Below are 25,930 nucleotides of genomic sequence, written 5' to 3' on the forward strand. Positions count from 1 at the left end.
ACTTTAGTACAGGCCTATTATTACGGGATATATATAATTGTTTCATATAAATAAGCAAAAAAATAATCCCCTTATCTGGGGATTATCCTAGCCTGTCTCTTTTCCATTTTCTATATTTATTTAACATGCCTTTCCCACCAGTGCTCACAAGTAAAGCAATAGCTAAACCAATTCCACTTAATGCAGTAACAAGAGAAATCCATTCAAAGAACGAATATCCAGGTACTTTAGACCAATCCGTGAATCCCTTCCAGTCCTCTATTACTAAGTTCATACCATAAATTCCGGAAATAGTTGTATAGATAGTTAGCATGAACAATAACATATTATGACGATTGTTTGTTTGATTTTCCTGAGCACGGTATAAATCATCTAGCGTCTTCTTAACTTCTATAAAAAGATGATTCAAGTTAAAGGTTTCTCTGAGTAAATGGGTAAGTTCCTTCCCCTCCTGCCTGGCTGAAACCTGTCCAAAGTAATATCTTGAATAGAATTTTGAAATAAGCTCAATAAGCTCCTTTACATAATCTTTGTCCTTAGACCAGCTGACCTCACTATGCTCGAACGATAGCTTTAATAGCATAATTTTATAGTAATAATGCAGCAATAAATTGTAATACATAGTCCCCATAAATTCTTCCATATCTTTTCTATAAGTTTGTTCTTCGTTATTTGTTACTGTCGCCTGTACGTTCTCAGAAGTAATAGTATATGTATTAGGCGCATAACGATCATATAGACGCTCTTTTACAAAACGTTCTATATAATCGGAGTTAGTACTTGAAATATATGGCTCACCCTCTACTCTTCCATCAACCTGAGCCACACGATATAAATGCTCCTGTAAAATTTCTTCGTCCTTTTTAACAACTAAAAAGATGGAGGACATCATTCTTGCATCTTCAAAAAATGGAAGACTTCCGTAATACCCTTCTAAATGCTCGTTTCTTATGATAAATGGCTTAACAGATGGACATAAATAATCCAATACTAATTGATTAGTTGTTTCAAAAACATAAGAATCGTTAGATATTTTAACTCCCTTTTCCTCCTCCAGCTTAGGCTCCAAAACCCTAAAATGAGAAAGGAAATGCAAAAAGTCTGAAAGAGTTTCTTGATCTTCCCCTAAAGTACGGATTGTAATAACTCCAATACCAAATGGACAAAGAGTAATATCTACACTATTAATAGCAAAATTACTTTTTTGTGCTCTTAGCTTCCAAACAAATTTCTCGTTAATTTCTTTGGAATATCTCAAAAACCCTCTATTCTTTGTTGTTTTTGGAAACAGTTTATCTTCAATATAAGGCAAGAAAAATTGACTGAGACGTTCATGACGAATCTTTACTCCTTCTCCATAGTAGCCTGTTTGGAGTTCCTTATTATTAAGCTCAAAAAATCTAAAGTGATGTCTTTCTAAAGTTTCCATCAATTTCTGTCTCTGTTTCTCATGAAAGGAGAAAGGAAACATATAGGTAACATACGATTTGTTTATCTCTAATTCCTTTATGTTATTCATCCTTAATCCTCCTCCAATACCTAACCTTAAGATACCACCAACTGCTTTATTTAAACCAAAAAGCAACTTTACCAAAAAGGGTAAAGTTGCTTTTGTTAACTTAATTAAAAGTTATTGTTATTTTCGTTATTATTGTTTTTGTTATTGTTGTTATTATTGTTATTACGATTGTTGTTACGGTTGTTTCTGTCGTTGTTGTTATTATTGTTATTATTATTTAAATTTTCGAAGTTGAATTCATCACCGAATTCGTTGTTTTGATTGTTATTGTTGTTGTTATTACGATTATTGTTATTACGGTTGTTGTTTGCCATTTTCTTTACCTCCCCTCTTACCTTTTTAGAATGGGCAAGTAGGGATGAAATATACGTTTTTCTTTTACTTTTTCTGAAAATCCTCTTTACTAAACGCTCTTGCAAATTCCAATTGTGTATCTGTTCGTTGGTAATATCCTGCTTTGTCTCTTGGATTCATTATTCTAGGCTCCCAAATATGCAGCTTAATGTATTGATGTAAATACATCTCACCGACCATCAATAGAAGAGAAATTATAAAAGCAGCTCTGCCTACTGGCACAGAAGGGTCGAATAAGTAAATGCCCATTAACCAAACTAACCCAAGTGCAAGTATAAAGTCACCTATTGTCGCTAATATATTACCTAGCCTAGGCATTAAGAATATATCTCCTATAAAACCTAAAACCGTCAAAACGATGCTTATAATGAAGACTCCCAATAGATTAGCCCCATAATACCCGCCCAGTACGATCCAAATGATAGCAGTCGTCATAATTAACTTAATGAGAAACGTTTTGAAATACAACTATTCCACAGCCTTTCATTTAAGTAGATTTTTGACTATATGTTTTAGGATCCTTCGCTTGTTTTGCTATTAATTCATTTAATTCATTGTAGGATAAACCAGAATTGGCGTTTTTCCTCTTTACTTCTTCAATATCAGTTCCAACCACTGTATATTTTGCGTTATTCCCCTTCATATTAGCTCCTCTTTTCCATTTATAGGTTTAGGATTAATTATCTCAACTTTAGGACGAGTTTGTTTAAACCAATGGTAATAAAGAATGATAATTAATCCTATCTCAATAGCGTCCCCACCGTAATACATAATCATGCCTCCTATTTCCGCTTCTACTTTGGAAATACCAACCGGAGGATTTGCATAAATAAATTTGGACAGGATTGCATGACCAGCTAGAGCAAATATAAAGACTACAGAACGGTAAATATAGCTTTTTCTATGCGGTGTTGGGTCAATATAAAGGATAGAAATTGTAAAAAGATATCCAGCTAGGAAAATGTGTATATGAATGACGATATGGAGCAATATATTTTCATGCATCAGTTCAAATAAACGTGTAGTGTATAATAACCAAAGCCCACCAATATTTAATATAGAGGTAACAATAGGATTTTGAAAAAAGTGAACAAATTTCGTTCGCAGTAAGCTAGTTATTTTTCTTGAAGCCTTTACAGGTAGGGTTCTTAGTAACAGTGTCATTGGTGCTGCTAATGCTATCAATAACGGGGATAGCATCCCTAAAAACAAATGACCAATCATATGCACTACAAAGTCCGTATGCGCCCGCTCTGCAAGTGGCCCTGTTACTGATAGAAGAGCAAGAATAATTCCCGTGATCAATAACAATGTTCGACGTCTCGGCCATCGTTTTTTACTTTTATTGGATTTATATACAGCGACTAAATATAAAAGCAGGAGAAGTACAAAAGGAGCTCCAAGTATTATTTGAGCAAAATCTAAACTAGTTTGATGAGGATGATCATGCAATACTATTCACCTCTACTTTTTTTACTCGTTTGCTTTAACAGAACTATACCTACTACAATCATTAAAACTGCCGTTATATTCCACACTAAGTCGTAAGGTAAAATATCCACGTTATATCGAATTTGATGTAAGCCCATGAGCTTGTGTTGAATGGTACCATCATACAGTTGAAAAACACCTGCCCCCAAGAATATCCCTCCTAGCCATCTTTTTGGCCAAAATGCTTGGCGGCGATGAAGATCTGCCATAAGAAAAGCTGAGCCCACGGTAGCAAAGAAACTAAAAGCGTGAAATATGCCATCTGAGACAAGTCCAATGTCTGTGGTAGATTTATCATAAAAGTGATGCCAATGTAAAAGTTGATGGAAAATTACTTCGTCTATAAAGGCAACTACCCCTAATCCAAATAGTATTCCCGTCCACATATTCTTGATAGAATAATGCCTTTGATTTTCCTTATTAAGCGCATTACTTTTTAGCGTGGCCATAGCGTCCTCCTTTTAGTTTGAAAAGTTTAATTTAGTTTAAGTTTTTCCCTGAAAAGTAGTTCTTAAACAAACTGCTTGTCAAAGCTCACTCAGTTTCCCTTCAAGTGTCTTGAACATTAAGCCGCATACTTTTTGTCACACCAAAAAAGATGTGAATGCTATTTCATTCACATCTTTGCTTTTATTTAACTTAAACTACCTACAAACTTTAACTCTTCAACGCTTACTTGATCTTGTTTTCCTTCTAAAATCATTTCGACATCATTTAGAGTTTGCTCTATTGAAACAGCTTTTCCTGGACCCGTGAATTTTTCGGCAACATAGAATGGCTGAGTAAAATATGCCTCTAACCTTTCTCCGCGTTCATATGTTGCTAGTTCACCTTCTGGAAGCTTTTGAATTCCATGCACAGCGACAATAGAACGTAATTCTCTATAGCGTCTCAGTAGCTTTTGTGCACGCTGTCTTAAACCAAAATGACGTTGGTCAACATCTGTCCCCTCCATTACGGATGAGGTCGAATAGATAGGATGTAGAGCAGGATACATATGACGAGTTGCAAGATCTGCATCTAGCTGCCACACTGTTTCCAAAGGTCCAAAAGGCATCTCTTCATCTACTACTTCTCCTGATAAATCCACTAAAATTGTTGTAATTCCATCTATATTCTCTGAAATAATTTTTTCCTGTAAATCCAATAGTTCTCCAGAGATAATATAGCTTCTATCTGTGATAAAGATAATATCTCCTGTTAATTCTGAAAGTTTTTCATATGCGTCATCAACAGAAGTAGTTATATAATCCGCTAGCTCTTTTGTCCCTTCTAGCTCACTATGCTCTTTTTGTGGTAATAAAAACACAGAAGTGTGATTACTTTCCTTAAAACGATGCATTAGCTCTGCTAGTATTACTAGCTGTCCCATCCCCGGTCTAGCTACTATTCCAATTGTCCCTTCCTTTACTAGTGGTGCAAAAAAGTCCAATGCTTTAATTTGTGTCTCAATCATATGTTTCTTCTCCCCCCGTATGATCAATTCATCTACCGTGCAATTAGCCAATGAAGCTAAACCAACAAGTGTTTTAACCTCCGCCTTCCCCAAATCAATCTTCCCTGTACATAAATTAGAAACCGTAGCAGGACGAATCCCAATGGATTTAGCAGCTGTCGTCAAGTTAGGCACTTTTCTTCTAAGCAAAGCGACATTCAATCTTATCTCTTCCATATCATCCCTCCTCGATTACTTTATATGGTAAACTAAATTACTCTTAAAAGCAATTATTTTATTTTTGAAAGTAATTATTTTTACTCCAAAATAAAATGAGTACCAGGTTGATCAACAAATTCAGTTGTTGATCAACCTGGTACTCGCTATCTCATTATATTTGTATTTGAACAAGCGATTTGTTTAGCATATATAAAATGGTCTCATTAAATAGCGAAGGACAAATACGAGACATTTCATCTATTGTCTTATATTGGATTTCAGCGAAATGTGGATGCTTTTCAATTCCACGAAGAATACTTCTCATGGCATCTGCTGCCTTTGGATTCATTAATATATCGGAAAATGTACTATTTATCGAAAACACACCATTTGGGATTTTCACCTCTTCCACTGTAACATTTTGTACACTCGGCATTGCAAACCAATCCGTGATAGAATAAACATCCACAATCACAAGCTCTGCCTCTATAGCCTTAACTTCAGCTTTAGGCTGTTCCGTTTTTTCTGATATAGCAGCCTCACCGGTACCGTCCTTCTCAGGGGTTACAACAGGAGGAGTGGGTTGCGGTAAATTTTCTTTACCTTCGTTACTTGGAGCTGGTGTTGTTTGAATTGGACTAGAAGCTTCTCCTGGAGGTATAACTGGAACTGGCAACAACTTTAACTCCGATGCCTGACCATCCATTTGAGCCTTGGCTTGAGCAACGATTGTGTCGATATTTGCTAGGATAGCAGCTTCCTGTTCCGAATTGTCTATTTTCAAACTAGATTTTAAATCTTGTGCGTATGACTGCAATGCAGCAATACGGCTCTCTTTTTGAGTTTTGGTGAAATTTACTAAGTCTTGTTGAGCTTTAGTCATTTCTTTCTCTAAATCTTCTCCAAGTCCTCTCATCAGTCGATCTGTTTCAGAAGCGACAGCACCTTCAATGTCTTTTACAGACTCATTTTGCTTCTCATTGAACCAATTGGTTAATAACGTTTGTACATCTAAATCCGCTAAAGCTTTATTTAGCCCTGTTCCAAATGTAAGAACTAAAAATAGAGCCGCTACTATTAAAACACTTTTTCTAATTCGTCTCTTTTTCTTATACTTCTCTACTCTACTCACCATGTTGATGCCTCCATTTTGAAGAATAAGAACCTCTTGAGAAAGAGGTTCCTATAGTTTGTTATCAAATCCCGTCAACTAGTGCTGCCATATCAGCTTTAGCATCCTGTTCAAATTTCTTTGCAGCTGCCTCAATTAAGTCTGTTTGCTCTTGTGCTGAAAAGTTAGCCATTCCTTGAGCCCAAAGAAGGAAGTCTTTAACCTCTTGATCTACTACTTTCTTAAGATCAGCAGTTTTAGCCTCTACATTGCTATTCAAATTACCCTGCAAATTAGATTTAGCTGCTTCAATTGCTGCTTCTAAATCGTCAATTGCTCTTTCTGTAGTAGCTTCGAGTTCCGTATTTAATGTAGCTAGAGCCGTTTTTCCTTTTTCTGACGTGTGTGCATCCATATCAGATTGCGCTTGTCTTGCTGCCTGTACACCAAGATCATGGAGTTTTTTCTTTTCCGCCTCAAAAATTTTATTGAATTCTGTGTTAGTATAATTTACTAATTCTTTTCTTTTATTTTCTAAAGCATCTTTGTGCTCTTTTAGGTCTTTATCAATATTAGCATTCGCTGTAGCAGTTGAAGTTTTACGCTCATTCTCAATTGTAGTGGTAGTTCCAGCCTTCATCGCATTATATTTTGGCAATGTCTCAGCTACCTTTGTTCCTACATAGCCATTTACATTAGTACTTAAATCAGCTTTTGATTGGTTAAATTGCCCTGTAAACCAACCACCTAGTTTAGTTCCAGCATCTGAAGCTCCAAATGCTGCTCCTGCTCCTGCTCCTGCAAATAATGTTACTGCGATTGTTCCTACCATTACTTTACCTTTAACTGATTTCAATAATTTCATTTTAATATCTCCTTTAGTTTTTATAGTTTTTTGTGAATATATAAATTAACAGGATTATGTCAATCTGCTTACTTTTCGTTAATTAGCTCTTTTACACGCGCTTCTAACTTCAATTTAGAAGCCACCTCTAGTTCTGCCGCTTTATTGTTAATAGCTGCTTGATGAGTTGCAACTAATTGCTCTGTTTTAGCAGTAATCAAACCAATTATCCTTGTAATCTCATCGTCTACTGCTTTATTAATTTTCTCAACTGTTGCATCACTCTTCGAATCTAGCAGACCTTGTAAATAGGATTTAGTAGCACGAATTTCTGTTTCCAAATCCGTTATTGCAGCATTTGTAGTTTTATCAATTTCTTTATTTACATATGCTAACGCTGCTTGGCCCTCTTTTCCTGTATGACTTTTCAAATCATATTCAGCCAAATTCTTTGCCCCAAGACTTGTAATTTTTAAAGCTGCATTAGCGTCTTTTTCAATTTCCATAAATTGGCTATCTATATTATTTTGTATTTCTACTTTTTTAGCATTCACGGAGTCAATATATTTTTTACTTTCTGCTTTAATCCCATCCGTTGCATTAGTAGTAGCGATATCTCTCGTAGAATTTATATCTGTGCTGGCTTCTTGCTTCAAGCCTGTAGTAGCACTCTTTAATTCTCCGAACTTATTTATAGAATGCTTCGCTGTCTCGAAAGCAACCTCAGTAGTGGCTTTTCTAAATTGCGAATCATACCAGCTTTTAATACCAGCTCCAGCGTCTGTTGCCCCAAAAGCTACCCCAGTACTTGATAAGAATGCTACTGCAACCGCTACTGCTACTACTTTTCGTTTTATTGTTTTTTTCATTGATAGACTTCCTTTTCTATAGATACTATTTTTTGTTTTATACAATACTTACAATTCATTTAGTAGGTCTTCTAAAATAACTTCTACTTCTGCATTTATTTCTTCTTTCATTTTCTGTTCATCAGGATAATTATCAAAGTTTGCATTTTCCAGATCAACAACACTTGCTTGCAATTCTTCTTGTATTGATTTTTCTTGCTCTGCCAATCGAGAGTTGGTTTTATCTATTTCTTCATTTACAAAGAAAGTGATTGAACTAGTAACATTCTCTTTCGTTTCTTGTAAGAAATTATTAACTTCTCTCCCAATCTCTTTGAGACCAGAAATGGTAACTTCTTTAAAAATCTCACTTTCCTTCTTGAAAGCATGTCCATACCATTTTGAGAAGCTAGCCTCTGGAATGCCACTAGCGTAAATAGTACTGGAACCAAGTAATACAGAAAATATTAAAATAAATCCTATTGCTCTTTTTTTCATAGTTGGCACTCCTTTCTAGTAGCGCTTAACTACATGATTCAAATTGCTCTTACATAATTCTTTATAACTATCATCTCTCTTCCTTATAGGTAATAAGATTATTTTTTACACCACTTCTAGTTAACTTATAATTATTTCGTAACAGAAGATAACCATAATTATACTTTCATTGTATTTCGTTTCAATAGATTCTCTGAAACTTCTGACTTTTCTACAAAGATAGTCATTTTAAGTTGTTTTACGACCTATAAAACAGGTAAAAAGATACCCTTTTTCTCTATTTTTATTTATTTTTTTCACTTTATGTGAGCCTAAAGTTTTATTAGGAGTATAAAAAAACGCATGCTACTTCATAGCATGCGTTACCTTTTACCTTCTATAATGTAATGATAATCAAGGGATAGCTAGGTATTTGTTTAATCACTTCCAGTATTTTCATTCATTTATCTTTTTATAATAAAACACAGTAGCGTGGAATTCTCCTCCCGCTGACTCAGCGTAATCAGGAATTTTACCCGCTTGGATATAATCAAGTGATGTATATAGTTTGTTTGATGGGTCACCTTCTCTTGTATCCAGCACCAATAAAGTCCTTCCTTCTCTCAGAGCTCTATTTTCAGCCTTAAACATTAACTGACGCCCTATACCGCTTCGTCTGTAGTGTGGGTGAGTCATAAGTTTAGCTATTTCGGCACGGTGTTGGCCATTTTGCTTGCTACAAAGATGTAATTGAATACTACCTATTATACGGTTGTTCCTCTTCGCCACAAATAACAGTACATCTGGTCTCAAGACATCCTCCCAATATCCCATTGCATTTGCTAACTCTAGTGGAGGTAAAAAGCCAATGGAAGCACCGTCTTCAACGACTTGTATTAGCAACTCAGACAGCTCTTCCATATGTTCTTCGGTAGATGTTAATTGCTCTATTTTCACCTCATTAAACATAACAATCCTCCTAATTAGATATACATCTTTAGATATTTACTCATTCTCCAGAAGACTCTTCTTTCCCTTTTATTAAATTTAGAAAAGAAAAGCGAGGATACAGCTTTTGAGAACCTATTTTTCCGATTTGGAACTTACCCATAAATATCTTATCTTACCTATCAAAAACTCCTCCCTATTTGGGAAGAGCTACTTTTTTTATCTATAAGTATCGTGTGTCGGTGTAAATAGATCTTCCTCTGCATTTCTTACAACAGAAAAATTGTCTACATTATAATGTCCATGTAGAGTTTTATTATGATGTTTAATAATTTGCTCTGCCGAAAGAACAGGAGAGTCAGCGGTCGAATGTCCATCGCCAACTAAAGTAACGTCCAAGCCATTTACCGTTGCAGTTCTAACAGCCGTATCTATACAATGCTCTGTTGAACATCCCGCAATGACTACATGTTGAATATTCTCTTTCGCTAAGTATTCTTTTAGTCCAGTACCATAGAATGCATTAGTTGCCTTTTTATTAAAAAAAGTGACTTCAGTAGGTATGTCTATTGCTTGGTGCACTTCAAACCCTGCCCCTTTACCTTCTGCAATATCCAAGTCTCTAACAAAAATAATTTGAGCATCTGCATCCAAAGCTTTTGATATTACAAGATTAATGTTTTCTATTAGCAGTTCCTTTTGAAAAACACTTTTCTCCTGCTCATTTCCCTCTATTAAATCTTGCTGTGCATCGATCACTAATAATGCTTGCTTCATACTATTTCTCCCCATTCTTGATTATAATGTTTGCCTGTTCTATTGGATTTACTTCTTTTAAATAATATTCTTCTCCTTTCCAATATCTCCTTTCGTATTTATTTATTCTTTCCTTCAAGTCACCAGTATAGGATTCTCTTATTAAAATCCGTTCATTTCGAAGCTCTCTCGGACAATCCAAGTAAATAACATAGTCTAAAAAGGAACGCCATTCCTTACGCTGAAGAAATATTCCTTCTATCAAAACAACCGTACAATTCTCTATAGATTCCTCTTTCAAATAGCATCGATCTTCATGCGCATTATAAAACTTAAGCTGAAGTAATTTTTCTTTCTGATGAACAGCCGTAAACAGTTTCTCTTGAATCTCTGAAGCATTCCATTGTAAATGATAGTATTCATGCCATTCGGGCTTTCCAGTATTGTATCGACGTATTCGTTCTTCTATTAGATCATCTAGATGAATTACTACTATTCGATGTCCTGCTCTCTCTATCTCCTTTACTAACTCGTTCGTAAAGGTAGTCTTTCCTGCTCCACTTAACCCATCTATGCCCAAAAGAAAAGGGCGGCTTAAGCTCTTTATCTCAGAAATAACCATTTTTATATCAAACATGACTTGTAGCCTCTCTTTCCAACAGCTTGAAAATAGTGTCCGTGACTACAGTAGGATCCTCCAAGTGGATGGAATGCCCCTTATCCGTTTGAATATGCTCTGTTTTCGATGTCAGTTTCGCTAATAGAAGTTGTTGCTCCTTCCATTGTTTAGTGGAATTGTTGGAGCTAATGACAACTACCGGAATATCCTTATGAATAGCTGCTGAGTCTTTTAGTTGTTGCGCTGAAATAGGGCTATCCTTATATTCTTGATATATCGTTTGGTACGCACCTAGAGTATACCCAGTGTAATTTAAATAACGCTGGTATTCACCAGTTAAAAATTTTCGTCCTACCTTTTGATTTAATAATCTCGGGAAGCCAGTTAAGGAAATAACATATCCGAATGTAACCTTATGTTTAAACCCTTTGTTTTGATTGCCAGGCATATATTGGTTCTCATGTACGGAATCAACAAGGATTAAACCTTTTACTTGTTCAGGGTGCATACTTGCAAACAACCTCATGATTAGCCCACCATAGGAATGACCTACTAACAAATAAGGTGGAGCAAGGTCTACCTTTACTAATATTTCCTTTAACTCTTCTACGTGATCAAGAGCCGTGCGATACTTTTTAGTCGATTGGCTCCATCCGTAACTCCCTCTATCATAGGATAAGACTTTGGCACGCTTCGAAATTTCCGGCTGAATTTGGCACCAATCAATAGAGAGAGAACCTAATCCCGCCTCCAAAATAACAGTGACTGGCCCCTCACCTGATTTAATAATGTGCACACTTGAGTTTTCTGTTTTAACTATTTTCCCCGGAGGAGTCATTTTATTTTTTTGGTTCATCGATAGATTCCAAAGGGATAAGGGAAATAAAACTATCCCTAGTATATTTCTTATAAAAGCAGCAGCTGTCATTAATCGTCAGCCTTTCTTCACTGTGGATTAATTTTTCGTTTCTAATTCTTCCAAACAGGCATCTGATTCAATTTTACATAATCCTAGTAGCAGTTATATATAAAGCGAGAACCTCAAAAATTCTACTTTCACTTCTATAATCCTAGCGCTTTGTCCAGAAAGCCTTTGTATAGGCGAGCTTCAAACCAATCCGTTCCATGTTCCTATGACTAACACTCCCAAAGGCAGCCTCACTAGTAATGTATTTTGCCCCTTTTTCGATAGCTTTCTCTATTCGCTTGTGCAGCAAGGCATGTTGCACTCCCAAATTTCGATAATCTGGTAGAGTAGCAGCTGCTGCCAACGTGGCAAGCTCCCCCTCCACATACATAACTCCTATGCCAATCGGAACATTATGTCGAAGCGCTAAGTAAAACTCCCAGCCCGGTACATCATATAAAACTTGGTTGTTTTGCTTTATGCCATCTTGTATAGAAGCAGGTAAACCAAAGGCCTCTACATAAATCGCAGCAAACAAGTCAAATTCGTCCTTCTGAAGAGGACGTACCACTATAGAAGATGGATTGCTAAAGCTATCTATATTGTCAGCAACTCTAAAAAAAGAAGCGTGAAAGCCGGATTGATAAAACCCTTTTTCTGAAAGCCTGAGAAACAATGACTCGGAACTATTTTGTGGAGTAACCTCTATTCGAAACGAAATAGCATGATCCTTATAAAAGTGAAAAATTTCATCTAAGTAATCTAAATCCTGATCATTAATACCCCTAACCGTGTTAAAGGCTGGTCCTGGAATATGTTTTACTGCAAAGGCATGAGTATTACCTCTCACCAATATCCGTGCTCCCATAGGATTTCTAGGTAACGATTGAATAGTATTTATTCTAGATGTTAGTGTCTGTATTTCCGAAAATTCTGGTATCCTGAATTCCATTTTTTTCTCCTTTATTTTTTATTTATACCGCAAGCTCTCTAACTGTTTTATATAGAAGTAGAATTATAGTGAAAATTGTCTTTAATATATCTATCTCTAACAATTATCTTATACTTTAGAATATTTTACACTATTATTCATTCATGCTAGAATATAATTCATATAATAACAATTACAACCAATACAAAGGGGCGTTTGTCATGAACACAAAGAGGTATAGAAGAAGAAATACGATGGCTTTTACAGTGCTAGCTTATTTCACGTTATTTGCAGGGGTTGTTATGTTTAGTATTGGTCTTTATAATGCAGATAATTTGCAGCTTAATGAAAAAGGATATTATATTGCAGTAATGATTTTAGTGGCTGTTGGTGCTATTCTTACTCAAAAAGTAACGCGCGATAATGCAGAGGACAACGATATCATCGCGGAGCAAGAACAGGAGCGTCAAATGAGCAACATCCGAATTCCTTCTAGTTCTTCTAGCAATAAAGAAGCTTAAAAAATACTACACGAAAGAAATCCTGCCTTTAATTAGACAGGATTTCTTTTAGTTCCACTTGTTGTAATATGTTGTTTTCTATCAAAAAGATGTCAGGGTTTTTCATTTGAAGCCATTGATCAAAACCAAAGGTATTATCGTACTGATTGAAGAGAAGAGCAAGGATATTTCCATGAGATACAATTGCTACGTTAGTCACGTCATCCCTTCCTATCACTTCATTGATGACCTCTTTTATACGATTTAGCGCTTCGTCACTAGACTCTCCTCCAGGAAAGCTAAGATCTTTATGTAAAAAGGTACGTTTCAGTTTCTCTAGCCAATCATCCATAGGCTCTTTACTAAGCACACGCTCGCTTAACCCTTCATGAATATGGAGAGGCAAGCCAGTATCCTGAGAAAATGGCAGTATCGTTTGTATCGCCCGTTCATAAGGGCTAGAAATGAGATAGTCAATTTGGAAAGCCTTTAAAATTTCCACAAGGTTTTTTGCACTTTCCAACCCATCTTTTGTTAAAGCAGCAGTCGGCTCCTGTCCCTCTGCCTTACAATGTCTAATAAAATAAATTCTCTTGTTATTCATATGTCATTCCCCCTCCTTAATATTTCTATTAGACCATCCTAATTTCCTCTACCTCTATGCATATCTTCGAAAATTGCCTACAATGAAAGTTGGAAAAGGAGGATGAATGATGAAAAAAGGTTACTTAGCAAATGGATTATTTGGTCTAGGGGATCGCCTAGTAAACGAACTTGTTGCAAAGGAGATTCGTGCCTCACTACCGGGCGTTGACTTATATGTGCCACAAGAAAACGCAGCCATCAATGACAAAATGGCCTATGCAGATAGCTTGCTTATTGCAAGTGCAGATATCGAGGCATTAAAGGAAAGTGACTTTTTAGTTGCGGTGATTGATGGAGTGGAAATAGATTCTGGAGTTGCAGCAGAGATTGGAGCGTTCTCAATGTTAGATCGCCCTATTTATGCTCTTTATACTGATACACGCCAGCAAGGTAGAGAGAACACGAAAAAAATTGAAGCTTTAATAGCAGATGGAACAGAAAATCAATTTATGTATCGCAATCTGTTTGTCATCGGATTGATCAAGCAAAATGGGGTCATTGTAAGCTCGATCGAGGAGCTAGGCAGAGCATTGAGAAACTGATACATATATAGTTCTAATATTCATTTCCATGAGATTGAACTTTTTATAAAAAATCCTGTGCTTCCACACAGGATTTTTTATTTTACTTCACTAGCTTCCAGTTGACCATTTCTTCACTAGTTCCTACTTTTTTCATATCCAGCTTCTCTAGCACTCTCATAGAACCATAATTATCAAGGAGTGTTTCCGCGATGATCACTTCCACTAAGCCAGTTGCAAAAGCCCACTGCATAATTGCACCCACTGCCTCTGTCGCATATCCCTTGTTCCAATGTTCCTTTAAAAAGCCATAGCCTACCTCAACTTGGTTATCTGCATCTGGTTTCCCTTTAAAACCGATATCCCCAATAACTTTGCCATTTCTTCTCTCTACTACCAACCATGTACCCCACCCCAATGATGTAGCATCTGCTTTTAGCATTTCTAATGACATGGAAATCTGTGGACCGTTGTCATAACTCTGCTCCACTGCTATTTGAGCAGATCCTTGTGTACAGGGGATAATTTCTAATCTCTCAGTTTCTAATTTCATTTTGACTCTCCTTAGTTTAGATATTTCACCTCTAACAAAGTAAATATACAAAACATAGAACTATCCCCTCTCTGCATTAAAGTAACAATATTATAGCACAAAATATTTTTTCATTTTTCTAAAATTGACATATAATTGAATTGGACATAAAAAATAATCATTACAAAAAACACGAATGAAATATTATTCTCTATGTTGATTGTAGCGACAGGCGGCGACTCCTGTGGGATCAGTGAGACAGATGAGACATCACAAACGCGCGCGACAGCGCCGGTGATGGCTTATCGCTCACCCCACGGAAAGCGTCCGACTAAAGCGGAAATCGGCATCTATAGTTCCTGCCTTTATAAATGGAATATAACTAATAGCTTAAATAGCTAAGTTAGATTATCATCTGACTTTCTTAGTTCCACACCACCTCTGATTGTAGCGACAGGTGGCGACTCCTGTGGGATCAGTGAGACAGATAAGACATCACAACGTGCGCGACAGCGCCGGTGATGGCTTATCGCTCACCCCACGGAAAGCGTCCGACTAAAGCGGAAATTATTATACTTTATATATATCCCGAATGTTCTTTCTCTTTGTACGTGCGTGATTGATAATGAAATTATCTCAACATATTTTATTAGTAATGAAGGGAGTGGTTTAAATGAAAAACAATTTAATGTCTCTTATCAAACAAACAGATGAAAACATAACTAAAAATGAAAAGAGGAAACAGAATGTATCAAGATCAAGAGTTAATGATCCGACCAATTAAATACAATGATTTACCTAGACTTTGGGAATTAATGTGTAAGGACGAGAAGCCAGAGTGGAAAGAATGGGATGCTCCTTACTATGAATATAAACCAACTCCTTATGATGTATTTATGGAAAAAGCAGATACCTATGTAGACAGCGAAAGGTTCTGGGGTATCGAGGTAGATGGAATATTACGTGGTATCGTGTCATATTATTGGGAACATGAACCTTCTAAATGGCTTGAAATGGGTATTGGTTTCCATGAGGCACCAAGCTGGGGTAAGGGACTTGGCACACGTGCTTTAAAACTTTGGATGAATCACCTGTTTACCACAATGCCACTTGTCCGAGTAGGCTATACCACCTGGTCAGGTAATGAACGGATGATTCGGGTTGGAGAAAAGCTTGGTATGACAATGGAGGCGCGAATTCGCAAAGTACGCTTATATAATGGTGTTTACTATGACTCCATTCGAATGGGTATTTTAAGAGAAGAATGGGAAAAGACACAAGCAACAATTTTATAGCCCATCATAAAGTACTAAAAAAACACTTGACAGTTATCAGAATTAATTGTAAATTCTCTATAATAAGTTAATGCGATGAAGAGAAAAAGTAAAATGGGTAGATTTCTCCATAGAGAGCTTCGGTAGCTGAAAAGAAGCAGAAAACACCATTTGAACAATGGCCTCTGAGCACTACATTGAACGTGCAGTTAGTTACCTGCGCCTGAGATGCTAGCGGGATTGGTACCCGTTATCCACACCACAGTCTAGGATCCATCTTAATAGGATTCTGCACTAGCTGAGGCTGCTTATGTGAGTAAGCAGTGAACAAAGGTGGTAACACGAGTATCTCGTCCTTTTCAATCCAATGATTGAGGAGGGCGAGTTTTTTAATTCGCTCTCCTCCACAAAAATAATAAGGAGAGTGTTTAAACATGACAGAGGGATTATTAGTATTTCAATCAGATTTTGGTATTAACGACGGGGCAGTAAGCGCTATGCATGGGGTAGCCAATAGCGTGAAGCGTGGGCTGCCGTTATTCGATTTAACTCATCAGATTCCTCAGTACAATATTTGGGAGGCATCCTATCGTCTCCTACAAACCATCAACTATTGGCCAAGTGACACAGTGTTCGTTTCCATAGTAGACCCAGGCGTTGGATCAGATCGAAGAAGTGTAGTTGTGAAAACAGTGAAGGATCAGTATATTGTCACTCCAGACAATGGGACATTAACGCACGTTAACCGATTTATTGGTATTAAAGAAGTAAGAGAAATTGATGAAAGCAAGAATCGCCTACCAAAATCTGGAGAATCACATACATTTCATGGTAGAGATATATTTGCTTATACAGGAGCGCGTTTAGCAGCAGGAGAAATAAGTTTGGAGGATATTGGACCATCTATCCCCCTTTCTCTTATCGTGGAGCTACCACTTAAGGAAACAATTATTGAAGATAACTGCATTACGGGTGTTATTGACGTCATTGATCGACCGTTCGGCAATCTCTGGACCAATATTCGCCGACTTCAATTTAAACAGCTGGACGTTACCTATGGAGACGCCTTTGAAGTCTCTCTCACCATAGACGGAGAACTTGTTTATGAGGGAATAGTCACCTATGGTCGCTCCTTCGCTGCGGCAGGGATCGGAGAAGCTCTCATGTACGTGAATTCTCTGGATAATATCGGAATTGCATTAAACCAAGGTTCCTTTGCCGATACCTACCAAGTTCTCACTGGTTCTAGCACAGAAATAACTATTCGAAAAGCTGCTATTGCAATCAATTAACAAGGATGACTGGTTTTAAAATATAAATACGGGGAGAAATGAAGAATGAAAAAGTCTATCTTTTCAACAAAGACTGTTGTAGCGATAGGTATTGGAACGGCGGTGTTCTTGATACTAGCCAAATTTGCAGCAGTCCCTACAGGAATACCGAACACAACGATTCAAACATCCTATGGTTTTCTAGCACTTATTTCAGCTATTTTTGGACCAATAGCAGGTTTATTTGTCGGGTTATTTGGTCATGCTTTAAACGACCTTACTTCTTACGGTTCTATTTGGTGGAGCTGGGTCATTTCATCCGCAATTGTAGGATTAGGTATCGGGTTATATTTTAAAAGGTTTTCTTTTGAGGATGGAGAATTTGGTAAAAAGCATATTATTTTATTTAATATCGTTCAAATCATAGTTCAGGCTATTGCATGGGCTTTAGTAGCTCCATTACTAGATATTATCATTTATGCAGAGCCTGCAAACAAGGTATTTACACAAGGAATCGTAGCCGCTATTTCTAATATTGGTACTGTTGCAATACTTGGCACACTCTTGCTTACTGCTTATGCAAAGACAAGAACCAAAAAAGGAAGCCTGAGCTACGAGGAATAAGTAGATAAGGAGATTCACATGAAAAAGCCAGTCATCGAGTTTAAACACTTTAACTTTCAATATAATAGTCAATCCGAGCCTACTTTACATGACATTAATTTAACAATTTATGAAGGAGAAAAAGTAGCAATCGTTGGACCATCTGGCTCCGGAAAGAGCACGCTCGTTCATTGCTTGAACGGGCTTGTTCCTTTTGCTTATAAAGGTGAAATTACAGGAAATCTTACCATTCAAGAAAAAGAAACAAGGGAACTTGATCTATTTACTATCTCGCAGGAAGTAGGGACTGTTCTACAGGACACAGATGGACAGTTTATCGGCCTTACAGTTGGAGAGGATATAGCCTTTGCTTTGGAAAATAATTCAGTTCCTATGCAAAAGATGCATGAACGTGTTCAAAAAGCCGCTGCACTAGTAAAAATGTCTGAGCACTTAAACTCTCGAATTCATGAACTTTCCGGCGGGCAAAAACAGCGCGTCGCTCTTGCTGGTGTTTTAGTAAATGACGTTAATATTCTTTTGTTTGATGAACCTCTTGCCAACCTTGATCCGGCATCTGGAAAGGATGCAATGAAGCTGATTCACCAGCTTCAAGTGGATTCTAATAAAACGATTATTATTGTCGAGCATAGACTAGAGGATGTTTTGTCTGAGCCTATCGACCGTATTATATTAATGAATCACGGTCGTATTATAGCGGATGGTACCCCTAATGAGCTTCTGACAGGGTCATTATTGACGGATAACTGGATACGAGAGCCACTCTATATTAAAGCTTTGAAATATGCCGGCTGTGAACTGAATGATCAGATTAACTTAACTCAGGTAGACTCCATCGTGAATGATTCCTTTCATCAAAAACTAAAAGCATTTAGTGATGCAAGATGCTCGCCTATTCAGTTAGGTTTTAAAAATGAGCCTGTACTGACATTAGATAATATTAGCTTCCACTATGGGAACGGCCTAGACATTATTAAAAATGTTTCCTTTCAATTACATAAAGGTGAAATGATCAGTCTTATTGGAGCAAATGGAACCGGTAAGTCTACACTCTCCTCTCTTATCTGTGGATTTGAACGTCCTACAGAAGGTACTATTTATTTTGAAGGATTCAATGCGATTAACGACTCTATAATGGAACGTGCACATCGCGTAGGCTTTGTTCTGCAAAACCCCAATCATATGTTTTCAAAACAAAATGTCCTTGATGAGGTTGCATTTGGGCTTGCTCAATTCGAGTTATCCGATAAAGAGACGAGAAGACGTGTGGAGGAGACATTAAAAATTTGTGGTTTGTACCCATTGAGAAATTGGCCAATTGCTGCTTTAAGCTATGGGCAGAAAAAACGTTTATCCATTGCCTCTATCCTTGTAATGGAACCTCCAATTATTTTATTGGATGAACCAACTGCGGGGCAGGATTACAAGCATACTACAGAGTTAATGATGTTCTTAGAAAATTTAGCGAAAAATGGTACAGCAATTATACTAATCACCCATGATATGCACCTAATGACGGAATACACAGATCGAGCCATTATCCTATCAAACGGAAGAATTTTAGTCGATGATTCCCCTGCACATATTTTATCTAACCCTACCTTAATCCAGGAGGCAAACTTAAAAGAATCCTCCTTATACGAAATTGCAAAACAGCTCAAGAGGGAGCATCCCTCTGATTTTGTAGAGCAATTTATACAATACGATCGGGAGGTGCGCTTTAATGGGCAACGAACTGCTAAGCTATCTTGACCGTGATTCTATTATCCATCGCCTGACAGGTTCCACCAAGCTGATATGTTTTCTGCTTTGGTCCACTGCGGCTATGTTAACCTATGACACAAGAGTGTTAATGGTGTTGCTACTTGGGAGCTTTATATTGTTTTATGTATCCGATATTAAATTAAAGGATATCAGCTTTGTCCTCGGTTTCATCTTAGTCTTTTTATTGTTAAACAATATAGCTATATTTTTGTTTGCCCCCCAGCATGGGACAACTATTTACGGCACTTCCCATCCACTCACAGGATCTCTGGGACGTTACTCACTAACGCAGGAGCAATTATTTTATCAGCTTAATATTACATTGAAGTATTTTGCCGTCATCCCTCCCGCTCTTTTGTTCTTAGTCACTACACATCCAAGTGAGTTCGCAGCCTCATTAAACCGAATTGGTGTAAGCTATCGTCTTGCCTACTCTGTTTCTATTGCCCTTCGCTATATCCCAGATATACAAAGGGATTTTAAAACAATTTCTCGTTCGAAGCAGGCACGCGGTGTGGACATGTCTCGCAACGAAAGATTATATACCCGTATTAAAAATGCTGGATCTATTATAATGCCGCTTATTTTCTCTAGCCTAGAGCGAATAGAAACTGTCAGTAACACAATGGATCTGCGAGGTTTTGGGAAATTTAAAACAAGATCATGGTTCAGTTTAAAAGAGTTCAGAAGAAGAGATTTAATAGCTATTCTGTTATCTTTCATGCTATTTTTATTAATGGTTTTATTTATTTTTATAAATAATGGACGATTTTATAATCCATTTATATAAAATCCGATTGAAAAGGGCCACCTCTTAAAGGTAGCCCTTTTTCTTTATTATTTTATCTGAAAAATAAGTATTGACTGTATATGAAAATTATATTAATATTATAACAATTTAACGGTTTAGAATAACATTTATTTGTTATTCAAATATAATGTATTGCTGTAGTCCATTAAGGACTTTTTATTTTTTCTTTTTCAACAATATATTTCATGCGATATATTATATAATTAGGGGGATTCACTATGAAACAGGCAACTAAGACGTACTTAATCAATCGAATGTATAAAGGCTCACAAGGACTTGCAAATGCTGTACTTGTAACATTAGGAATTGGACTACTTATCGAGACTATTGGTACGTTTACAGGCTGGGATGGTTTTACAGCTATTGGAAAAACAGCTCAATTGATGCTTGCTCCCGCAATAGGGGCAGGTATAGCTTATCAGCTCGGTGGTAATACATTAGTTATTTTTAGTGCTATGGCTTGTAGTACTATAGGGGCCAATGCTTTAATACTCCAAGATGGAATTTGGGTTCTGACAACAGGGCAACCGATTAGTGCAGTATTAGCAGCAATTGTTGCTATATGGGTCGGAAAACGTATTGCAGGGAAAACAAAACTGGATATGCTAGCCATTCCTTTTGCAGCAATTCTTATAGGCGGGGTTATCGGGGTCGGCTTGGCCGCTGTAACTACTCCTCTTTTAGAACAATTAAGTCGATTTATAGCAAGCTCTGTATCAGGATCACCTCTGGTTGGATCCATTGTTATTGCTCTCGTTTGGAGTATTTTTCTTATGTCGCCTGCTTCCTCCGCAGCAATTGCCATTGCCTTACAGCTGGATCCAGTTTCAAGTGCTGCAGCATTAATAGGATGTACAGCTCAATTTGCAGGATGGACAGCTATGTCCTTTAAAGAAAATGATTTAGGAGCCAACATTGCACAATCATTCCTAACTCCTAAAGTACAAGTTCCAAATTTGGTGAAAAATCCATGCTTAGTAATAGGTCCGTTTCTATCCTCTGTGATTTGCGCTCCAATTGCTATTTTATTATTTAATTTTGAGGTACCTTACACATTAGCTGGACTCGGGCTAAATTCATTTATTGCTCCACTAAATGTTCTAGCAAACCAAGGAATTGGAGTATTGCTGATGTATATAGTATTAGGAGTAATTTTACCTGCAGTTATTTCTTTGACCGCTTATCATTTGTTAAAAGCACGAGGATTAGCTAAAACTGGAGATTTACATATGGAAGTTCAGTAATAGAAAAAGGTCATGACCACTTGTCATGACTTTTTTTATTTATGGTAGGAAAGAAAAATATTTTCGTTAGAAAGTGGTCTCCTCTCTTTCTCCCGTTTTAAGTCATTTTCCTTCTATATGCCTCCTCCATTACGGAGTTTAACTTTTCACTTCTTTTAGAAATATACGTTGTCCAAAATTTTTCCCCTATATTAGCAAGCTCTTCAGGGGTGTAATGATCCTTTTCAAATTTCCCCCAACATCCGTCCGCAGTTAGCTTGTCCCAGAAAATATAATCGGCAAATTTGTTGTTTTCTGTAGGAACGTCCGATCCCATGGATTCTAATTTTACTAACTCAGGACAAAGCCACATGGCTGTACAAACAGATAGCAGACCTCCATGAGTCTCATTAAGTCCTTCTATCCCCGCTTCCTTCAGGGCCTCTTCCCATGCTAAATGTCGATGAGTAGTAATGACGAGCAACTCTGGATATTTAAAATTAATATACTTTACGAATGCTGATTCCCAGTAGGCTCCTCCATGACCATTACAAATCACAAATTTTTTAAAACCTTGTCTATGTAAATTTGTAATTATCTCTTCAATCATAGCTGTCAAAATGTTAGGACTAACAGTAACAGTTCCTATACAGTTGGCATGTTCTTCAGAGGTGTTAAAAGGTATAGTTGGCAACACATACGCCTGTAAAGCTTCTCCAAAGGAATTAGCATAGACTTCTGCTATTAATGTATCTAAGTGCATGGGCAAATATGGGCCAAACTGCTCCGTTGCCCCAAGCGATATGATTGCTGTTTCTGTACCGCTGTCCTTGATCTCTTTAGTTGAATTTTTATAACTTAACATGGGTTTCTCCTTTTAATCTATTTTATGTATAAGCAGAGCAACTGATAAACCATGACAAATGACACGATTGCTGTAATGATAGCTTATCAATTACCCCACTGAACGTAAGCCAATAGGAAAATCAATTTATGAAGTATTTTTGTTCTTTTCTATATGTTCATACCTTTTATTTCATTACTTATTTGAGTTGACTAAATTTAACAACATAAACGTATTATACGATTTTTTAAACTAGAAAAGGAACTAGAGATTAATTGTATTACCACTTGCTATTGCTAGCAGGTATCATCTACAAAAGATTACTGATTATACCTCTATCCGTATAGATCGTTACTGGCGATTCAATTGATTTTTTGTGTGAAAAAAACCACGTTCTTCCTACTGGTCCAAGCAGGATATATGCTCCATCTTCTTGTTCGCCCATGAAGTTCAAATAATCTACCTCGTCTACTATTTTTCCATCTTGGGGAGGTATACCTAAATGTAATATTTGCTCAGCACTATTAAGGATGTTCTTTGTTGTTAAACCAATTTCACTAATTTCAATAACGTTTCGTGTGGAAAAATGTGTGGATTCCGATGATGGGGCAATACCATCTCTTGCTATATATTCTACTATATTCCCTGCAGGATCCTCAAAATAGCAGGATGTCGCTTTAAATCTACCGGCAAATTCTACCTCATCCTCCCCATCCTCTGTCGATAAAGTAACACGTTCTTGAAGCCACGATTTGGCCTTTTGAAACATATTAGCATGGATATTAAATGCAAAGTGGTAGTAATAATTCCTCGCTTCCAAATCCTTTATTAGTTTAAGTACACTATTTCCGACCTGAAATGTAGCCTCTGTCTCATTCCAGGACTTTAAAGGAAGCTCCAATGTATGCTGATAAAAAGCGACTGTTTCTTCATAGTTAGATATCCACAAGTCAATTTGCATTATCTTCATTTCTATCCTCCTCCCTGTAATTTCTACTATCAATATATACAATTCGTAAAAGAGACAACTCGGCCAATAGCATGAATAGGTTAAATTTCAATCAATAGTCTCATAGCTCCTTTTTAACTTTTTCTAGTTGAATATGGTAAAATTAAGTCACATTAAATAATGCAAGATAAGGGGGTATTTCATGAACATTTCCGTTAATTACTCAGAGGACTATCAGGGTGTGGTTTCAGCTGAACTACATGAAAAATTACAGGCTATTCATGAGGGTATTCAAACAAAAACGAGTACGGGATCAGATTTTCTAGGCTGGGTGAATTGGCCAAGCTCCCTAACTCCAGAGTTCCTTCAAGATATTAAAGTAACAGCAGATCGAATACGCTCAAACTCTGAGGTATTAGTTGTAATTGGAATCGGAGGATCCTATCTTGGTTCAAAGGCAGTGCTTGAGGCACTTTCTACTCCCTTCCAAAAGGATGACCATTTAGAGGTCATCTTCGCAGGACAATTGGTAAGTGGGTCTTATTTAAAGCAATTGATTGCCTACCTAGACTCTAAGGAAGTAACTCTAAACGTTATTTCTAAGTCTGGCACAACAACTGAGCCAGCTATAGCTTTCCGTTTTCTCCGCCAATACATGGAGGAACGTTATGGAGAGGAATCAGCATCTCGTATCATTGTGACTACGGATGAGGAAAAAGGCGCTTTATTATCACTTGCTAAGGAAAAGGGCTATAAACGATATGTGGTACCAGGTGACATTGGTGGCCGCTATTCTGTTTTTACAGCGGTTGGTCTACTACCAATCGCAGCAGCTGGGCATGATATTGAGCAATTGATAGCTGGAGCTAAAAAAGCAGAAGAGGAGTTACAAGTATTTGATATTAAATCAAATGCTGCAGTTAAATATGCTGTAATACGAAAGCATTTATATGATAAGGGTTATCCAGTAGAAATCATGGCAACCTTTGATGAAAAGCTGACGTATGTCCAAGAATGGTGGAAGCAGTTATTTGGTGAGAGTGAAGGAAAAGAAGGAAAAGGTATTTTCCCAGCCTCTGTTCTATATTCAACGGATCTGCATTCCTTAGGACAATACATCCAAGATGGTAAACGTATGCTGTTTGAAACGTTTCTAATGGTAGAAAAAGCATCAGATGACCTGACTGTCTTTGAGGCAGAAGATAATCGTGATGAACTAAATTACTTAAGCGGCTTGACTTTACACGACTTCAACAAAGCATGTCACGTAGCAACAGCATCTGCTCATTTAGCCGGAGGCGTTCCTCAAATAACGTTAATGATGGAACAACTGGACGAAAAGCATATCGGTCACTTATTATACTTTTACATGATGGCTTGTGCTTATAGTGCTTACTTGCTAGATATTAATCCTTTTGATCAGCCAGGTGTAGAAGACTATAAACGCAATATCTTTAAAATCCTTAAAAAGCCTGGATATTAAAAATGTAGCCCCTGTTTGGGGCTACATTTTTATTTTTTGGGTCGTGTTTTGCGTTTTTTTCGCTATTCCACCCGAATATTGATACCGATCGATTATTGGGTAAAACCGACCGCTTGTCAATTTTTCACTATAAAGCAAACCGTTTTTATACTACAAGCATTGCAGCTCCAAGCATGCCTGCTTCGTTACCGAAGGCTGCTCGTTTAATTTCTACTGGTTTTATCAATAATGGCTTAACTTTTTCTAGAAGCAAGTCCCACCATTCATCAGCTGATTCCGAAACGCCTCCACCGATCACAATACAATCCATATCTAGAACCGCTTGAAGGGTAGAAATGATAATAGCAAAGTCTGCTAAAAAGCGATCTCTTGCAAGCTTCGCACTTTCTATATTTTGAGAGGCCAACTTAAATAAAGTATGTGGTTTCGCCAATTCACCTGTTGTCGGGTCTACCACATCTTCTTCTTTGATTAACCTCTTTAGTGCAGTTCCCGACACATATTGTTCACTGCAGCCCGGTCTACCACAACCACAAACTAACCCATTTGGATATAAGATCAAATGACCGATTTCTCCTGATCCACCGTTTGCACCATTCATAACTTGTCCATCAAAAACAAAGCCCCCGCCTAACCCGGTGCCTACTGTAATACAGACAACCCTAGAAAATCCCTGTCCTGCGCCAATACGTGCTTCTGCAAGAGCTGCACAATTAGCATCGTTATTCAATTCTACTCGCAGTCCCGTAGCAGCTTCTAATAGAGGTTTGGCAGGTGTACCTTCCCAACCTGGAAGCTCCTTCTCAAACGTCACGGTCCCAGTATCCGCATCTACAATTCCTCTAGTCCCAATACCAACCCCTGTGATGTCTGGAAACTCAGCCTTGACCTTTAAAACTTGTTCCTCTAAATAAGGGTATAATGGCAGCTCGGTTGGTACTGTAATATCTGCTAACACTTCGCCAGCTTCATTGACAACACCCATCCGTATCTTTGTTCCACCAATATCTACTCCAAGTACCTTCTTCAC

The 25,930-nt window shown here is 37.2% G+C and carries 30 protein-coding genes and 1 other annotated feature; of the genes, 9 read left to right on the forward strand and 21 right to left on the reverse strand.

Features of this window, described 5'->3' with window-relative positions; all coding sequences use genetic code 11:
* Positions 1 to 82: 82 nt before the first annotated feature.
* From MHB55_RS19870 to MHB55_RS19945, 16 genes are all read right to left on the reverse strand, one after another.
* Complete coding sequence (locus tag MHB55_RS19870) at positions 83 to 1,519, reverse strand: hypothetical protein (protein WP_340863884.1); 1,437 nt, start codon at positions 1,517 to 1,519, stop codon at positions 83 to 85.
* Between the two features lie 104 nt (positions 1,520 to 1,623).
* Positions 1,624 to 1,833, reverse strand: a complete 210-nt coding sequence (locus tag MHB55_RS19875) for a hypothetical protein (protein WP_340863885.1) — start codon at positions 1,831 to 1,833, stop codon at positions 1,624 to 1,626.
* 64 nt (positions 1,834 to 1,897) lie between these two features.
* Positions 1,898 to 2,341, reverse strand: a complete 444-nt coding sequence (locus MHB55_RS19880; protein ID WP_154312121.1) for a DUF2512 family protein — start codon at positions 2,339 to 2,341, stop codon at positions 1,898 to 1,900.
* 19 nt (positions 2,342 to 2,360) lie between these two features.
* Positions 2,361 to 2,516 (reverse strand): hypothetical protein, encoded by a 156-nt coding sequence (locus MHB55_RS19885; protein ID WP_186318199.1) that lies wholly within the window; start codon positions 2,514 to 2,516, stop codon positions 2,361 to 2,363.
* The gene (locus MHB55_RS19890) at positions 2,513 to 3,325 is read right to left on the reverse strand and encodes a cytochrome c oxidase assembly protein (protein ID WP_186318198.1); all 813 of its coding nucleotides are present in this window, start codon (positions 3,323 to 3,325) and stop codon (positions 2,513 to 2,515) included. Before MHB55_RS19890 ends, MHB55_RS19885 begins: the two co-directional genes overlap by 4 nt.
* A gap of 2 nt (positions 3,326 to 3,327) precedes the next feature.
* A complete protein-coding gene (locus MHB55_RS19895) occupies positions 3,328 to 3,813 on the reverse strand; it encodes a DUF2243 domain-containing protein (RefSeq protein WP_340863886.1) in 486 nt (161 codons plus the stop codon).
* A 185-nt stretch (positions 3,814 to 3,998) separates the two neighbouring features.
* Positions 3,999 to 5,036 carry an ATP synthase beta subunit C-terminal domain-containing protein gene (locus MHB55_RS19900; protein WP_144539246.1) on the reverse strand — a complete coding sequence of 346 codons (1,038 nt, stop codon included), beginning with the start codon at positions 5,034 to 5,036 and terminating at the stop codon, positions 3,999 to 4,001.
* 154 nt (positions 5,037 to 5,190) lie between these two features.
* Positions 5,191 to 6,153, reverse strand: coding sequence for a hypothetical protein (locus MHB55_RS19905; protein WP_340863887.1), 963 nt, complete (start codon positions 6,151 to 6,153; stop codon positions 5,191 to 5,193).
* Between the two features lie 61 nt (positions 6,154 to 6,214).
* Positions 6,215 to 6,994 (reverse strand): hypothetical protein, encoded by a 780-nt coding sequence (locus MHB55_RS19910; RefSeq protein ID WP_340863888.1) that lies wholly within the window; start codon positions 6,992 to 6,994, stop codon positions 6,215 to 6,217.
* A 68-nt stretch (positions 6,995 to 7,062) separates the two neighbouring features.
* Positions 7,063 to 7,842 (reverse strand): hypothetical protein, encoded by a 780-nt coding sequence (locus MHB55_RS19915; RefSeq protein WP_340863889.1) that lies wholly within the window; start codon positions 7,840 to 7,842, stop codon positions 7,063 to 7,065.
* A 48-nt stretch (positions 7,843 to 7,890) separates the two neighbouring features.
* Positions 7,891 to 8,319: a hypothetical protein gene (locus MHB55_RS19920; RefSeq protein ID WP_144539231.1), complete on the reverse strand. Its 429-nt coding sequence runs from the start codon at positions 8,317 to 8,319 to the stop codon at positions 7,891 to 7,893.
* A 435-nt stretch (positions 8,320 to 8,754) separates the two neighbouring features.
* A complete protein-coding gene (locus MHB55_RS19925; RefSeq protein WP_144539229.1) occupies positions 8,755 to 9,267 on the reverse strand; it encodes a GNAT family N-acetyltransferase in 513 nt (170 codons plus the stop codon).
* Between the two features lie 198 nt (positions 9,268 to 9,465).
* A complete protein-coding gene (locus tag MHB55_RS19930; protein WP_144539227.1) occupies positions 9,466 to 10,023 on the reverse strand; it encodes a cysteine hydrolase family protein in 558 nt (185 codons plus the stop codon).
* Position 10,024: 1 nt separating this feature from the next.
* The gene (locus tag MHB55_RS19935; RefSeq protein ID WP_144539225.1) at positions 10,025 to 10,639 is read right to left on the reverse strand and encodes a kinase; all 615 of its coding nucleotides are present in this window, start codon (positions 10,637 to 10,639) and stop codon (positions 10,025 to 10,027) included.
* On the reverse strand, positions 10,632 to 11,477 hold the full coding sequence (locus MHB55_RS19940; RefSeq protein WP_186318197.1) for an alpha/beta fold hydrolase: 846 nt from the start codon (positions 11,475 to 11,477) through the stop codon (positions 10,632 to 10,634). The genes MHB55_RS19935 and MHB55_RS19940 overlap by 8 nt, the downstream gene beginning before the upstream one ends.
* Before the next feature lie 214 nt (positions 11,478 to 11,691).
* Positions 11,692 to 12,480: a GNAT family N-acetyltransferase gene (locus MHB55_RS19945; RefSeq protein ID WP_229653994.1), complete on the reverse strand. Its 789-nt coding sequence runs from the start codon at positions 12,478 to 12,480 to the stop codon at positions 11,692 to 11,694.
* A gap of 200 nt (positions 12,481 to 12,680) precedes the next feature.
* On the opposite strand from MHB55_RS19945, the gene MHB55_RS19950 reads away from it, so the two are divergent.
* Positions 12,681 to 12,980: a YiaA/YiaB family inner membrane protein gene (locus tag MHB55_RS19950; protein WP_144539219.1), complete on the forward strand. Its 300-nt coding sequence runs from the start codon at positions 12,681 to 12,683 to the stop codon at positions 12,978 to 12,980.
* Positions 12,981 to 13,008: 28 nt separating this feature from the next.
* On the opposite strand, the gene MHB55_RS19955 is transcribed toward MHB55_RS19950, so the two are convergent.
* Positions 13,009 to 13,563, reverse strand: coding sequence for a histidine phosphatase family protein (locus tag MHB55_RS19955; protein WP_340863890.1), 555 nt, complete (start codon positions 13,561 to 13,563; stop codon positions 13,009 to 13,011).
* Between the two features lie 109 nt (positions 13,564 to 13,672).
* Between MHB55_RS19955 and MHB55_RS19960 the strand changes: the two genes are divergently transcribed.
* A complete protein-coding gene (locus tag MHB55_RS19960) occupies positions 13,673 to 14,146 on the forward strand; it encodes a nucleoside 2-deoxyribosyltransferase (protein WP_144539215.1) in 474 nt (157 codons plus the stop codon).
* Between the two features lie 82 nt (positions 14,147 to 14,228).
* On the opposite strand, the gene MHB55_RS19965 is transcribed toward MHB55_RS19960, so the two are convergent.
* Positions 14,229 to 14,678 carry a GNAT family N-acetyltransferase gene (locus MHB55_RS19965; protein ID WP_144539213.1) on the reverse strand — a complete coding sequence of 150 codons (450 nt, stop codon included), beginning with the start codon at positions 14,676 to 14,678 and terminating at the stop codon, positions 14,229 to 14,231.
* Between the two features lie 725 nt (positions 14,679 to 15,403).
* Between MHB55_RS19965 and MHB55_RS19970 the strand changes: the two genes are divergently transcribed.
* The 6 genes from MHB55_RS19970 to MHB55_RS19995 all read left to right on the forward strand — a co-directional run bounded on the left by MHB55_RS19970 (position 15,404) and on the right by MHB55_RS19995 (position 21,645).
* Positions 15,404 to 15,952, forward strand: a complete 549-nt coding sequence (locus MHB55_RS19970) for a GNAT family N-acetyltransferase (RefSeq protein WP_144539209.1) — start codon at positions 15,404 to 15,406, stop codon at positions 15,950 to 15,952.
* Positions 15,953 to 16,018: 66 nt separating this feature from the next.
* Positions 16,019 to 16,292: a binding site (T-box leader), on the forward strand.
* 73 nt (positions 16,293 to 16,365) lie between these two features.
* On the forward strand, positions 16,366 to 17,223 hold the full coding sequence (locus tag MHB55_RS19975) for an SAM hydrolase/SAM-dependent halogenase family protein (RefSeq protein WP_154312108.1): 858 nt from the start codon (positions 16,366 to 16,368) through the stop codon (positions 17,221 to 17,223).
* 45 nt (positions 17,224 to 17,268) lie between these two features.
* A complete protein-coding gene (locus MHB55_RS19980) occupies positions 17,269 to 17,826 on the forward strand; it encodes an ECF-type riboflavin transporter substrate-binding protein (RefSeq protein WP_144539205.1) in 558 nt (185 codons plus the stop codon).
* 18 nt (positions 17,827 to 17,844) lie between these two features.
* Positions 17,845 to 19,578 (forward strand): ABC transporter ATP-binding protein, encoded by a 1,734-nt coding sequence (locus MHB55_RS19985; RefSeq protein ID WP_340863891.1) that lies wholly within the window; start codon positions 17,845 to 17,847, stop codon positions 19,576 to 19,578.
* On the forward strand, positions 19,550 to 20,380 hold the full coding sequence (locus MHB55_RS19990; RefSeq protein ID WP_144539201.1) for an energy-coupling factor transporter transmembrane component T family protein: 831 nt from the start codon (positions 19,550 to 19,552) through the stop codon (positions 20,378 to 20,380). Before MHB55_RS19985 ends, MHB55_RS19990 begins: the two co-directional genes overlap by 29 nt.
* 239 nt (positions 20,381 to 20,619) lie before the next feature.
* Complete coding sequence (locus MHB55_RS19995; RefSeq protein ID WP_340863892.1) at positions 20,620 to 21,645, forward strand: PTS transporter subunit IIC; 1,026 nt, start codon at positions 20,620 to 20,622, stop codon at positions 21,643 to 21,645.
* Positions 21,646 to 21,742: 97 nt separating this feature from the next.
* Here the strand turns inward: MHB55_RS19995 and MHB55_RS20000 are convergent, their stop codons facing one another.
* Positions 21,743 to 22,489, reverse strand: coding sequence for a creatininase family protein (locus MHB55_RS20000; protein ID WP_191697552.1), 747 nt, complete (start codon positions 22,487 to 22,489; stop codon positions 21,743 to 21,745).
* A 289-nt stretch (positions 22,490 to 22,778) separates the two neighbouring features.
* Positions 22,779 to 23,438, reverse strand: coding sequence for a hypothetical protein (locus MHB55_RS20005; RefSeq protein ID WP_144539197.1), 660 nt, complete (start codon positions 23,436 to 23,438; stop codon positions 22,779 to 22,781).
* 181 nt (positions 23,439 to 23,619) lie between these two features.
* Here MHB55_RS20005 and MHB55_RS20010 point away from each other — a divergent pair, with 181 nt between their 5' ends.
* Positions 23,620 to 24,900, forward strand: coding sequence for a glucose-6-phosphate isomerase (locus MHB55_RS20010; protein ID WP_340863893.1), 1,281 nt, complete (start codon positions 23,620 to 23,622; stop codon positions 24,898 to 24,900).
* Positions 24,901 to 25,045: 145 nt separating this feature from the next.
* Here MHB55_RS20010 and MHB55_RS20015 read toward each other — a convergent pair whose 3' ends face one another.
* On the reverse strand, positions 25,046 to 25,930 hold the full coding sequence (locus MHB55_RS20015; RefSeq protein ID WP_151112225.1) for an ROK family protein: 885 nt from the start codon (positions 25,928 to 25,930) through the stop codon (positions 25,046 to 25,048).

This window comes from Psychrobacillus sp. FSL K6-1267 (genome assembly GCF_038003265.1).
In the GTDB taxonomy this organism is placed as follows: domain Bacteria; phylum Bacillota; class Bacilli; order Bacillales_A; family Planococcaceae; genus Psychrobacillus; species Psychrobacillus faecigallinarum.